Origin of the sequence: Sedimentibacter acidaminivorans (assembly GCF_017873955.1) — a bacterium.
Classification (GTDB): domain Bacteria; phylum Bacillota; class Clostridia; order Tissierellales; family Sedimentibacteraceae; genus Sedimentibacter; species Sedimentibacter acidaminivorans.
Genome location: NZ_JAGGKS010000009.1, coordinates 52,361 through 66,436, shown reverse-complemented (window position 1 = coordinate 66,436; position 14,076 = coordinate 52,361). Strand labels below are relative to the sequence as shown.

General features: G+C 28.6%; 11 protein-coding genes and 1 other annotated feature (1 of these 12 running past the window's edge). Of the genes, 8 read left to right on the top strand and 3 right to left on the bottom strand.

The window, feature by feature from the left end; translation table 11 throughout:
- Positions 1-57: 57 nt before the first annotated feature.
- Both J2Z76_RS13845 and J2Z76_RS13840 read right to left on the bottom strand, forming a co-directional pair.
- Positions 58-789: an MBL fold metallo-hydrolase gene (locus J2Z76_RS13845; protein ID WP_209512668.1), complete on the bottom strand. Its 732-nt coding sequence runs from the start codon at positions 787-789 to the stop codon at positions 58-60.
- Positions 790-808: 19 nt separating this feature from the next.
- Entirely contained in the window at positions 809-2,527 is a 1,719-nt protein-coding gene (locus J2Z76_RS13840; protein WP_209512667.1) for an ABC transporter ATP-binding protein, read from the bottom strand.
- A gap of 393 nt (positions 2,528-2,920) precedes the next feature.
- On the opposite strand from J2Z76_RS13840, the gene J2Z76_RS13835 reads away from it, so the two are divergent.
- The 8 genes from J2Z76_RS13835 to J2Z76_RS13800 all read left to right on the top strand — a co-directional run bounded on the left by J2Z76_RS13835 (position 2,921) and on the right by J2Z76_RS13800 (position 12,228).
- Positions 2,921-4,432, top strand: coding sequence for an ABC transporter substrate-binding protein (locus tag J2Z76_RS13835; protein WP_209512666.1), 1,512 nt, complete (start codon positions 2,921-2,923; stop codon positions 4,430-4,432).
- Between the two features lie 18 nt (positions 4,433-4,450).
- A complete protein-coding gene (locus J2Z76_RS13830) occupies positions 4,451-5,407 on the top strand; it encodes an ABC transporter permease (protein ID WP_209512665.1) in 957 nt (318 codons plus the stop codon).
- Positions 5,408-5,410: 3 nt separating this feature from the next.
- Complete coding sequence (locus tag J2Z76_RS13825) at positions 5,411-6,244, top strand: ABC transporter permease (protein ID WP_209512664.1); 834 nt, start codon at positions 5,411-5,413, stop codon at positions 6,242-6,244.
- Between the two features lie 5 nt (positions 6,245-6,249).
- On the top strand, positions 6,250-7,200 hold the full coding sequence (locus J2Z76_RS13820; RefSeq protein WP_209512663.1) for an ABC transporter ATP-binding protein: 951 nt from the start codon (positions 6,250-6,252) through the stop codon (positions 7,198-7,200).
- A 25-nt stretch (positions 7,201-7,225) separates the two neighbouring features.
- Positions 7,226-8,029, top strand: a complete 804-nt coding sequence (locus tag J2Z76_RS13815; RefSeq protein WP_209512662.1) for an ABC transporter ATP-binding protein — start codon at positions 7,226-7,228, stop codon at positions 8,027-8,029.
- 102 nt (positions 8,030-8,131) lie between these two features.
- Complete coding sequence (locus J2Z76_RS13810) at positions 8,132-8,869, top strand: tRNA1(Val) (adenine(37)-N6)-methyltransferase (protein ID WP_209512778.1); 738 nt, start codon at positions 8,132-8,134, stop codon at positions 8,867-8,869.
- Between the two features lie 90 nt (positions 8,870-8,959).
- Entirely contained in the window at positions 8,960-9,367 is a 408-nt protein-coding gene (locus tag J2Z76_RS13805) for a bacteriohemerythrin (protein WP_209512661.1), read from the top strand.
- A 299-nt stretch (positions 9,368-9,666) separates the two neighbouring features.
- On the top strand, positions 9,667-12,228 hold the full coding sequence (locus tag J2Z76_RS13800) for an ABC transporter substrate binding protein (RefSeq protein WP_245210469.1): 2,562 nt from the start codon (positions 9,667-9,669) through the stop codon (positions 12,226-12,228).
- A gap of 63 nt (positions 12,229-12,291) precedes the next feature.
- Here J2Z76_RS13800 and J2Z76_RS13795 read toward each other — a convergent pair whose 3' ends face one another.
- Positions 12,292-13,812, bottom strand: a complete 1,521-nt coding sequence (locus J2Z76_RS13795) for an FAD-dependent oxidoreductase (RefSeq protein ID WP_209512660.1) — start codon at positions 13,810-13,812, stop codon at positions 12,292-12,294.
- 169 nt (positions 13,813-13,981) lie between these two features.
- Positions 13,982-14,076 (top strand) — a binding site (T-box leader); it runs 127 nt beyond the window's last position.

Sequence of the window (14,076 nt, the reverse complement as noted above, 5' to 3'; positions counted from 1 at the left end):
AATTTTGAATATAGCAATGGTCGTAAACTTTTATAAAAGATATACGACCATTTTATTTTATATATTTAATTCTAATAAATATTCAGCTAGTATTATTTCACCCTTGAAAAATTCCTTTGCTTCAGTTATTAATCTATCTTTTTCACCAAAATGAGGAAGGTGAGTCAAAATTAGTTTTTTAATGTTTGATTTTTCAGCTATCATGCCTGCCTGAGTACTGTTTAAATGACCTGCATTTGAACCGTCCATATTTGCATAAAAGCTACATTCGCATAATAATATATCTGAACCTTTGAAAAATTCGTTTAGTTCTTCAAAATAAGATGTATCGGATGTATATGAAAATATCGTATTTTCACATTGAATTTTAATACTAAAGCTTTCAACAGGGTGAATGTTTTTAATAAAAGTGATATTAAATGGTCCTATATTTAAAATTTGTGAGTCATCATATTTATATCCCTTTGTATAATTTTCAAGTGACAGAGCATCAAAATACATACTATTATTAGGAGCATAAATAGGGAGTGTTTTATTTATTTCACCAAGTTGTGTTTTTATCAATCTTGCATATTGTAATGGTCCAATGTCACAAAAATGATCATAATGATAATGAGAAATCAAAACTGCATCAATATCTGATATATTTGTTTTCTTTTGTAAAGAACTGACAACACCACTGCCGCATTCTAGTAGCAATTTAAAACCATCATGTTCAATTAAATAGCCAGAAGTTGCTTCTCCTACCTTTGGAAATCCTCCCCAATGACCTATTATATTAATTTTCAAAATATACCTCCAATTTCTCTTAATTCATACTTCTAAATTGTGAGTTATAAAGTTCTGCATAAATGCCATTATACTCAATTAACTTATTATGGCTACCTCTTTCATGTATACCACTAGCTGTAATTACAATAATTTCATCAGCATTTTTTATGGTAGATAGTCTATGCGCTACTACAACTGTTGTTCTACCTTTGCATAATTCTTCTAATGATTGCTGAATTAATAATTCAGTAGCATTATCTAATGCAGAAGTTGCTTCGTCTAATATTAGTATAGGAGGATTCTTAAGAAATACTCTTGCAATAGAAATTCTTTGTTTTTGACCTCCCGATAACATAATCCCTCTTTCGCCTACATAAGTATCATATCCTTTTGGCATGGTCATAATGAAATCATGAATATTTGCCTTTTTAGCAGCTGCGATAACTTCTTCCTTTGTGGCATCAATTTTTCCGCACAATATATTATCATAAATAGTGCCTGTGAATAAAAATACATCTTGTTGAACTATTCCAATGTTTTTTCTAAGTGACTTTCTTGTAAAGTTTTTTATATTTATATTATCAATAAAAATATTTCCATCTTCAACTTCATAGAAACGAGGTATCAAGTGACAAAGTGTAGTTTTACCTCCACCAGATGGACCAACAAAAGCTATAGTTTTTCCTTTTTCTATGTTAAAGTTAATATTTTTTAATACTTGCTTGTGGTCATCGTATGAAAAAGTTACATTTTCAAATTTGATATCACCTTGAACTGTTGGAATATCTTTGGCATCTGGGTCATCAGTTTCTAATTCTGAATTCATTAGTTCTGTAAATCTTCGAAAGCCTGTTATGCCAGATTGGTACTGTTCTATAAAGTTTGTAAGTTTTTTTACAGGATTTAAAAACATGCTTATGTATAATAAAAAAGCAGCGAAATCTCCAAAATTTATTATTCCCTTGAAAAAAAAGATTCCACCAGCACTTAAAACTACAATATTTAAAAAATCCATGATAAATGATGTGCCAGAAAAGAACAATGCCATTACTTTATATGCTTTCCTTCGAGCGACTTGAAAGGCATTATTATTTTTTTCAAATTTTTCTATTTCATTTTCTTTATTGCTGAATGCTTTAGATACCCTTATTCCAGATATACTATTTTCTAGACTTGCATTTACTTCTCCTATTGTAACCCTAGTTTCCATAAAAGCATCTGACATCTTTATTCTTTGCTTCATGGCAAAAACGACTAGAAATGGTACAACAGAAAAGACGATGAGTGAAAGAGGTAAATTAATTGAGCTTAACATAATAAATGAACCAACAATCATGACAACGGATACGAATAAATCCTCAGGTCCATGGTGTGCTAATTCTGAAACTTCCATTAAATCATTTATAATTCTTGACATAAGAGTTCCTGTTTTGTTTTCGTCAAAAAAAACAAAAGGTAGATCCTGTAGATGCTCGAATACATCACTTCTCATATTTGCCTGCATTGTAACTCCCATTATGTGACCATAGTAAGATATGTAGAAATTTAGTCCAAGTTTAACAATGTAAATTAATCCTAATATAGACAACCAAGTAATTAATAAATTAAGATTTTGATTGGGAACATAATCATTTATTATATTTCTTGTTATCATTGGATAAAATAAATCACATATAGATACAGTTAGTGCGCATACCATGTCAATGAAAAATATTTTTTTGACGGGTTTATAATAACTTATAAAGCTTTTAATCATTTATTAACTCCTTAAATTGTTATTAAACTTTTATTGTTTTTTATATTACATTAAAAGTTGTTTGACAAACTTTATGTAATAAAAATTTTGAATATATAAATATTATAAAGCAAATAATTTTAATATGCAACCGTATAGATAAAATTAAGCAATCGAATTAATTTATTTTTTTTGTTTAAATCTATTGACATTGCAATGAATTTATGATAAACATAGGTGGGTTTAAATTTAATTTAGATAATAATATTATTTTCAAAAGTTATTACAGATACTTTGTTATAAATATAAAAGACATATGATTTGATTATAATGCTTGAAAATGCTATATACTATTATCTATATTCAGTAAAAGATATTAGAAAAAATTTTATTAACTGAAAGGAAAAAACTAAAATGAAAAAATTCTTAATTTTATTAATGGCATTTATTATGCTATTAAGCTTATCTGCTTGTTCTAATGGTGAACAACCAACTAATCCATCCGAAATCTCAAATGAAAAAACTGAATTGACTATGGGATATCAAACTGACCCTGAAGGTCTTGACCCTCAAAGAACTGCTGCGGCATCTACATTTGTAGTAACTAACAATATTTACGACACACTTATTGGAGTTACACAAGGTTGGGAAATAACACCTAGACTTGCTGAAAAATGGGACATTTCAGAAGATGGGATGGAAGTTACATTTAAAATAAGAGAAGATGTATTCTTTCAAAATGGCAGACAATTAAAATCTTCAGATGTAGAATTTTCTTTTAACAGATTAAAAGATGAAGAAAGTCCTAAAGCTAGAGATTATGCTAACATAAAAAAGATAGAAATTATTGATGATTATAATATAAAATTTGTTACAGAAAAATTAGATGTTGAGCTATTAAAAAACTTTGCATATCCATGGGCTGCAATAGTACCTGAAGAGGAAGTTGCAAATTTAAAAACTAAACCTGTAGGAACTGGAGCATTTGAATTAAAAGAATGGGTTCCTCAGCAACATATAATTTTAGAGAGAAATGAAAATTATTATGGAATTAAACCAAAACTTGAAACTGTAAAACTTGAGTTAATACCAGATGCGACATCTCTTATGGCCGGATTACAGGTTGGTGATTTGGATATAATTCCATTGACTGGAGATCAAGTAAAAACTCTTAAGGATAATACAGATTATAGTATTCTTGCACAACCTATGAATGCGGTTCAAATTATGTCGTTAAATACGGACAATAAAATACTTTCCAATGAGAAGGTTAGACAAGCAATGTCTATGGCAATAAACAAAGATGAAATAATAGAAGCATCATCGTTTGGATATGGTGATAAAATAGGTTCACATTTACCTACAACGTCTCCTGATTATTATGATACTAATGATGTTATGGAATATAATCCTGAAAGAGCAAAAGAGTTATTAAAAGAAGCTGGTTATGAAAATGGTTTTGATATAAAGTTAACACTTCCTAAGAATTATCAGATACATGTTGATGCTGGCCAAGTAATAGCTGACCAACTGAGTAAGATTGGTATTCGTGTTAATATTGAACTTGTCGAGTGGGGAACATGGGTAAGTGAAGTATACAGTGGTAAAAAATTTGAAATGACAGTAGTTGGTCATACAGGAAGACTTGATTCATATGCATTCTTATCAAGATACAAATCTGATAGCGAGGATTATATAAGCCTAAAAACTGGTGAAGTAGATGAACTATTAAATAAAGCATTACAGGAACTAGATGGCGATAAAAGAAAAGATATTTATAAACAAATTCAAATAGTACTTGCTAGCAAACTTCCAGCAATATATGTTCAAACGCCATATACAATGCTAGGAATGCAAAATAATGTAAAAGGAATGAATATATTCCCTATTGACATTTATGATTTTAAGGATGTATATTTTGAATAATATATACGGGGTGGTTTTGTGCTTAATTATTTAATAAATAGAATTAAGGGAGCAGTCATAGTATTATTTTTAGTGTCTATAATTACATTTATGGTACTAATGATACTACCTGGAGACCCTGCACAGCTTATACTTGGAACAGAAGCTACTCCGGACATGGTTAAAGACCTTCATGTTTCTATGGGGCTTGATAAGCCATATTATATGCAATATGGAAGTTGGTTAATAGATTTTTTAAGATTTGATATGGGTGAATCATATTTATATGGAGAGTCTGTTTCTTTATTGATATTAAATTGTTTGCCTGTTACTTTATCTATAGCTTTGTTTTCCATGATTATTGCAACATTAGTAGCATTTATATTTGGAGTATTGTCCTCTGTAAAAAAGGATAGTTTTATAGATTATTTTTCAAGAAGTATAATGCAGCTTGGAACAGCCATTCCTTCCTTTTGGATAGGAATGGTTTTTGTAGTTTTTTTTGGACTTAGACTAAAGTGGTTTCCAATATCAGGGTATGTGCCTGCTAGCGAAAATTTCATAAAATTTCTAAAAAGCATAACATTGCCTTCTGTTGTTTTGGCTATAGGAGAGTTTGGACTTTTGCTTAGAATAGTTAGAAGCTCTATGCAGGAATCAATTAGTCAAGATTATATGGAAATGGCTAGAGTTAAAGGGCTAAGTTTAATTTCAATATATTTTAAATATGCTCTAAGAGGTGCGATGGTTGCCCCTTTAACAATTATTGGAATGCAATTTGCTAAGCTTGTAGGTGGTACAACTGTTGTTGAAACAGTTTTTGCACTTCCAGGCTTAGGAAGGTTAGTATTAACTGCTGTAGAACATCGAGATATAGTTCTTTTACAAGGACTTGTAATGTTTATTACTACATTTGTTATACTAATAACACTAGTAGTTGATATTTTAATTATGTTTATAAATCCTAGAATAAAAACATTTGAACGTGGGGAATAAATAATGTCGAAAAAGAAAAATTCTGTATATAGTAATTATAGTTTGTTGATAGGAATAATACTTGTTTTATTCATTTTGTTTATATGTATATTATCGTTTATTCATATCCCATATGCTCCAAATGAAATGAATATATCAGAAAGGTTTATTAAACCTAATTCAGATCGTGAACACCTACTTGGTACTGATAACTTTGGACGAGATATACTAAGTAGAATAATGGTGGGTTCTAGGACCGTATTATTAGTAAGTATAAGTTCGGTAATTATTGGAGCATTGATTGGAATAACTTTAGGCGCAATATCTGCTCAATTCAAGAAAGTAGTTGGATCTTCAATTATGAGGATTATAGATGGATTAATGGCCTTTCCAGGAATTTTGCTTGCTTTAATGCTTGTAACTGTTGTTGGTAGGGGGATAGCTGGTTCGATAATTGCAATTAGCATTTTTATGATACCGACATTTTCAAGGCTTGTTAATTCAATGATGCTAGATACTGAAAGCCTATTATATATTAAAGCAGCTAAGAGTTATGGAAGCACTAACATGCAAATATTTATTAAGCATTTTGTTCCTGCTATGCTTCCCAAGTTAGTCACACAATTTAGTTCCGCTGTTGGTACTGCTGTTATGATAGAAACCTCTCTATCATTCCTTGGACTTGGTATACAACCCCCAAATTCAAGTTGGGGCTTAATGTTAAGTGAAGCTAGGCAGTTTTTTTTACAGTATTCTTATTTAGCAGTTGCTCCAGGTATTGCTATAATAATAACTGTTCTAGGATTTAATCTAATTGGTGATGGATTAAATGATTTCCTACTTAAAAGGAGGTCTTAAAATTAATGGATAAAATAGTGAATATAAAAAATTTAACTATAAATGATAATAAAAATAATATTTTGGTTAATGGGGTTTCTCTGAGTATAGAAAAAGGAGAAATATTTGGACTCGTAGGCGAGTCTGGATCTGGTAAAACCCTTACAGCAAAATCAATAATTAATTTATTGCCAGAAAATTTGGATTATAAAGTAGATTTAATAGAAACTATTGGCAAAAATATTGTTGACATGACTAAAAATGAAAAGAGAGAGCTAATAGGAAAAAATGTTGGATTTATACCACAAAACACTATTTTTTTTCTGCATCCTATGATAAAAATAAAAAATCAAATAGGTGATGGATATATTTATCATATGAATAAAAGTAAAAAAGAGGCATTAGAAAAAGCGTCAATGCTATTAAGTAAAGTTGGATTTGAAAATCCGGATGATATTTTGAAGTATTATCCTTGGCAATTGAGCGGAGGAATGCGCCAGAGAGTAAACATCGCTATGGCCTTAATGAATGATCCACAGCTTATTATTGCAGATGAGCCTACGACAGCTTTAGATAGTACAATACAAAGGCAGGTCATAGATTTATTCAAAACAATTAATGAAGAATTAGGAATATCAATTATACTAATTTCTCATGATTTAGCATTAGTTAAGCATTACAGTAATAGAATCGCAGTAATGTATGCAGGACAAATTGTAGAATCTGGGTTTTCTGATGATGTATTTCAAAATCCAAAGCATCCATACACACAGTTGCTAATTAAAATAATACCTACCTTTAATATGAAAAAAAATGAACGTCTTTCTGAGATTCCTGGATTTGTACAAGAAACTGGAAGAGGAAATAAAGGCTGTGTTTTTAGATTTAGATGTCCCAAAGCGATGGATATATGTTCGGAAAAAGTTATAGAAAATAATATTGAAAATAACCATTATTACAAATGCAATTTAAGTTAGTTTTGCATTTGCGAAAGAGGATAATATGAATAGTCAAAACGAAAATTCAATACTTTCAGCAGTAAATATTAGAAAAGAGTTTATTGTAAAAAAACATTTCATAACTGGAAAAACACTCGATAAAGTTGTGGCAGTAAAAAATTCTAGTTTTAATGTTATACAAGGCAAAACTATTGGTATAGTCGGAGAGTCAGGCAGCGGAAAATCGACAACAGGTGAAATTGTTGGTGGATTACTTAAACCTACTTTTGGTAAAGTTTGTTACAGAGGAAGAAATATTGAAGAATTATCATATGCTGAATATAAAAAGTATAGGAAAAATGTGCAATTTATTTTTCAAGACCCAAAAGGTTCCATGGATCCTAATTATAAAATTGGACACATAATTTCAGAACCACTATTTATTTTGAATTATGCAAAAAATAGTAGGGATGCTGAAAAAATGGTAGATGATATTTTGGAAAAAGTTGGGCTGGATAGCGCTTTTAAAAATAAATATCCGCTTGAAATGAGTGGAGGACAGTGCCAGAGGGCTGCTATAGCCAGGGCACTTGTTGTTAAACCTCACGTTATAATATGTGATGAACCAGTTTCAGCGCTTGATGTTTCAATTCAAGCTCAAATACTAAATTTATTAAAAGATCTTCAAAAAGAATATAATATAGCATATATATTCATTTCTCATGATATTGGTGTAGTAAATTATATGGCTGATGAGATTATGGTAATGAATATGGGAAATGTAGTTGAGATGGGTGAAGCTAAACAAATTTTGACAAATTCTAAAGAAAAATATACCAAGAAGCTAATTGAAAGTTCATTCATATAGTTGATGCTAGAATAGTTATATTATTAAGTACTATATATAGTTCGCATCTTGCTTTTTATAAAACAAGAAATATACTACCTATTGTGGAGAGAATAAAAATTGATAGACATAATATTAAAAGAAAATGAGAAAATAGAAGATTTACAATGTAAGAGTTTAAAAATAATACAAAATAAAAAATGGTTTTGTTTTGGAATGGATGCAGTTTTATTGACAAATTATTGTGATGTAAAGAATAATTCTAGAGTAGCTGACTTAGGTACAGGAACGGGAATTATACCAATATTACTAAGTGGTAAAAGAAATATTTCTGAAGCTGTAGGAATTGAAATACAGAAAGAAGTTGCGGAAATGGCTAATAGAAGCGTGGAGCTTAATAATCTTGAAAAAAAAATAAAAATACTAAATATTGATTTAAAAGAAGCTACTAAATATTTAGAAAAGGGTTCTTTTGATGCTGTAATATCTAATCCACCTTATAAGCTGAATAACAGTGGAATAATTAATCCAAACGATCAAAAGGCCATATCAAGGCATGAAATAAAATGCACACTAGAAGATGTTATTAGTGTTGCATCGTCATTGTTAAAGCAATATGGTAGGTTTTATATGATTCATAGGCCAGATAGATTAGTTGATATTATATGCTTGTTAAGAAAACATAAACTAGAGCCGAAACAAATTAGATTTGTTCACCCAAAATTTGGAGATAAGCCAAATATGGTATTAATTCGTGCTTCAAAATATGGAAACCCGGAACTTAAATTCGAACCCCCATTGTATATTTACAATGAAAAGGGTACTTATACAGATGATGTTTTTAAAATTTACGGGATGTAAACAATAATATTACAGTTACTTAATAATATTAAGTGTTTAAATTATTGGTTTAATTGGTATATATTATATATTTAAAGGAGATTTTATAAAATGGCTCTAACGTGGACACAAGATTTAGCAGTTGGTGTAGAACTTATCGACCGACAACATAAAACATGGTTTGAGAAGGCAGACCAATTATTTGAAGCAGGTAAGCAAGGTAAGTCGAAGGATTACATAGTTAAAATGTTTGATTTTTTAGATGAGTATACAAAAACTCATTTTAAAGATGAGGAAAAGTATATGTTGAGTATTAATTATCCAGAATATAATGTTCAAAAACAACTTCACATTGGTTTTATTTCTAAATTGGCTGATTTAAGAAAAGAATATGAGAATTCAGGGGCAAATATTAGTGTTATTATTAATGCTAATCAAATGATACTTGATTGGTTAGTAAAACACATTTCAATGCAAGATAAAAGAATAGGTGAGTTTGCAAAAAAACAAGGAGTATAGTAAAGAAAATAGTAATAACAAATAATTATAATTTAAGAGTGAGGAGACATTATTATGAATGTCTCCTTTTAAATAAAAAAGTGTTTAATAATAAGAAATTGTTACTTACTAAAATAGTTGGGTATATAATTTCTAATTAGTAGTTATAATTTGTTAGATTTTATGATATTATTTTATTGTGTATCTTATTAAATAAAATACAAAACACAATAAACATAATAAACATAATAAACATAATAAATTCAAAAATATAAAGCTAGGTATGCATTTTGTTAATTGTAGGGCGGAGGGACTTACCCATGATAAAAATGGCTAAAGCAAATAAAAATAAGATTAACATGGTTATATTTTTAATTGTACTATTTAGTATATCTTTTAGTAGTAGAGTTTATGGTGAAGAGGCAAATAAGAATGTTTTATTTATAAGTTCGTACAACCAAAACTTTATTTCTGTACCAGACCAAATAGAAGGTATTCAATCGGTTTTAAATTCATATAAAATAAATTTAGATATAGAATATATGGATACTAAAAGATTTAGTAATGATGAGCATTTATATAATTTTCACCAATCAATTAAATATAAAATGAATAATCTAAAAACATATGATGCGGTGATTGTTGGGGATGATAGTGCGCTGCAATTTGCTATAGATAACAGAGACGGTTTATTTAAAAACCTTCCTGTTGTTTTCTTGGGTATCAATAATATTAATAGGGCTAGATTCGCAAAGAAATATAAAAACATGACTGGTATTATAGAAGAAACATCGCTGAAAGAAAATATACAAATTGCAATGAGTCTTAATGAAGGTGCGAAAAAGGTTGTTGCAATTGTAGATAATACCTTGACAGGAGTAGGAGATAAAGAACAATTTTATAGTTATAAAAATGACTTTAAAGAGTTAAAATTTGAAGATATTAATGTTTCTGAACATACATTCAAAGAACTTGAACAAATACTAGAAAACGTTGACAAAGAAACAATTCTATTATATTTATCCATGTTTGTTGATAAAACTGGACAATCTATTACTATAGATGATGCAGTTGACATACTTAGAGAGCATACGAATGTTCCTGTTTACAGGGCATCAATAGGAGGAATTGGACAAGGTCTCTTAGGAGGTAAATTAGTATCTTATACAAAAATGGGTAAAATGGCTGCAGATATGGTCTTGAATATTCTAAGCGGAATATCCATTGAGTCAATTAATATAATTTATGAAACACCGAATGTTTATATTTTTGATTATAATATTATAAAAAAATATGATATTGATGAAAATTTAATACCAAGAGATGCAATTATCATAAATAAAAAAGCAAATCCATTTGAACAAAATAAAGAAGCGTTGCTAATACTAATGTTAGTTATTTTATTTTTAGTTATAGTGTTATCGATAACAATAATTGATAATATAAATCGTAGATCTATACAGAAGGCATTAACGGATAGCAATATAAAATTAAGTCAGACTTATATAGAACTTGCTGCTTCTGATGAGGAGTTAAGAGTTCAATATGATACAATTCAAGAAAATATGGTTGAAATGAAAGATCAAAATGATAGAATAGAATATCTTGCTCACCATGATTATTTAACAGATCTTCCTAATAGAATACAATTTTCTAACAAATTAAGGGATGAACTTCGAAATAAAAAGTCTGGTGCTGTTTTATTGTTAGATATTGATAACTTTAAGGGTATAAATGATACATTAGGACATACATATGGGGATGAAGTGTTAAAGCAAATTTCAATTAGATTGAAGAGCATAATAAACGATCATTTATTTGTTTCCAGGTTTGGTGGGGATGAATTTCTCATATTAATACTAAATGTAGAGGAAGTTAATGATATAAATGAATATGTAAATCAAATTATAGATTTGTTCAATGATTCATTCAAAATAGATAATATAGAAAATTATATACAGTTTAGTATTGGAATTACAAGATTTCCTATTGATAGTGACAATATGAATCAACTGATTGCAAATGCTGATACAGCAATGTACAAAGCAAAGAATTCAGGTAAAAACATAAGTATGATATTTAGTAATGACATGAAGGATGAATTAACATTTAAGGCTGAAATTGAATTTATTTTAAGAGATGCATTGAAAAATGAAGGTTTTACATTGCTTTATCAACCTCAGGTTGATGTTGAGACATTTCAGGTAGTTGGTTTTGAAGCGCTTATAAGACTTAAAAATTATGAAATTTATCCAAGTACATTTATTAATATTGCTGAAGAAAATGGTTTGATATTGGATATAGGCAGGTGGGTAACAAAAGAAGTTATTGAACAACTAGTAATTTGGAGAAATAAAGGGTTTGAATTAAAACCAGTTTCAATAAATTTCTCTAGCAAACAGTTAAGGGATACTAGTTATTTAAAGTTTTTAAGTGAAGTTTTGAATAAAAATGGAATTGAAGCTAAATACATTGAAATTGAAATAACAGAAAGTATATTGTTTGAAAAAACAGATAAATCATTAAAATTTTTAAATAAATTAAAGGATATGGGAATTGCAATTTCGCTAGACGATTTTGGAACAGGGTTTTCATCGCTAAGTTATTTAACATATATTCCAGTAAATAAAATTAAGCTCGATAAATCTTTGTGTGATAAATTTTTAGAACTTGAAAATGTTAATGTTATTGATAATCTAATAAATCTAGCTCATGGTTTAAATCTGGAAGTAACAGCAGAAGGAATTGAAAGACTGGAGCAGTATAAAAGATTAAGAATGGTAGGTTGTAATTATATTCAAGGATATTTGTTTAGTAAGCCTATGTGTGTAGAAGATGTAGAAAAGATGTATAACAGTAATTTAAAGGAAAAAATATTATAAAAGTTGATGTATTAGTAGCTGTAGACCATTCATAATATCTGCAGCTACTTTTTACTAAATATTTTAAGCTTCTTTAATTTTCACCTTATGAAGTGAATGAACAGCTGGACCTTCTAAAATTTTGCCTTTTATATCAAACCTTGAACCATGGCATTGGCAATCCCATGTTTTTTCTGCTTCATTAAAAGAAAGAGAACATTTTAGGTGAGTGCAAACTGGGTTTATGCAGAAGTAATCACCTGATTCATCCTTATATACACCAACTTTTCTCCCATTATAATTTACTATTTTACCTTCGCCTGATTTTACATTGAAAATATCGTCAGAAGAAGGTATAACTCTTTTTACAAAACCAGATGCGATATCTTTACTATTTGAAAAAAATTCTTTTGATGATAGTATAGGCGTAATTCGTGATGGGTTGTAAATTTCTGCGAAATCATCTTGAATTTTTAATATCTTGTTTCTAATTATTATTGCAGAGGCAGCAGAATGAGTTATTCCCCATTTGTTATAACCTGTAGCAACATAAATATTTTCAATATTATCGGAATATTTTCCTATGTAAGGTATTTTGTCATAAGTCATACAATCTTGAGTTGACCATCTAGATTTTATTTCATAATTATTAAAATTTTGTTTTAAAAAGTTTTCAAGCTCATTATATGAATCTTCTTCATTATCTTTTATTCCAACTTTGTGGTTACCACCAGCTAAAATTAATAAATTTTCTTTATCTGAAAAATGATATCTCATTGAGTATATAGGATCATTAACATTTATATACATTCCATCAAATGGACTAATATCTGTTTTAACCGCCATTACATATGATTTTTCTTGATAGAGTCTAAGAAAGAATAGTCCAAAATCATTATCAAAAGGATAGTGAGATGCAACGATAATGTTATTAGCATATATATTTCCAAATTGTGTTTTTACAACATTTCTTTTGCTTCCAGGCTCGATATTTAGTGCCCTTACATTTTCATAAATTTCACATGATGAACTATTTTTTAAGATGTTATATAGACTATATAAATATTTAATTGGATTAAACTGACCTTGATTTTTTATTCCAATTGCACCTAGTGCCTTGTTTGGAATATCTAAATTTTCAGCATAAAATCCATCAATTGACAGTTTCTGATATGAATCTAATTCTTTTTTAAGCATTTCTATTTCATTTTCTTTTGTTGCATAAACATATGAAGTTTGTTCCTTGTAATCACATTGTATATTGTTTTCTCGGATGATTTCTTTTATTAATTTTTGTCCTTCTAAATTTGCATTTAAGTATTGTTTCGCTTCTTCAAGACTAAAATTATTTATTAGGTAATCATATATTAAATTATGTTGAATGGTTATTTTAGCAGAACTATATCCTGAAACACCATAACCTAAATTTGTTCCTTCAATTATTCCTATTTTATATCCAGTATCTTTTAATAGATAAGCAGTATTTAACCCAGTTAGTCCTGCCCCAATTATTAATATATCGTATTTTTTTTCATTTATATCAGTATTTTTTTTAGTATTTATTGTGGCTGTTTCGTGCCAATATGAATTTCTTGGATATTCCATATGTACCTCTTTGTTTTTATATTAGAATTTTGGTTAATAATACATTCTAAAATATATTGTTTCTAAAATGTTAATCAATATACATTTAAAAAAGAACGTTGGTAATAAAAAATTTTATTACTTGACATTGTTTTTAATTTAATATATTATAATACAGAAGTAAAATAATTAAATGACAGTGATTGGAACAGTAGCTGTGTACGGTATTAAAGAGAAATAATCAAGTAGGTGTGAGATTATAATTCCAAATACAGTGAATATCAT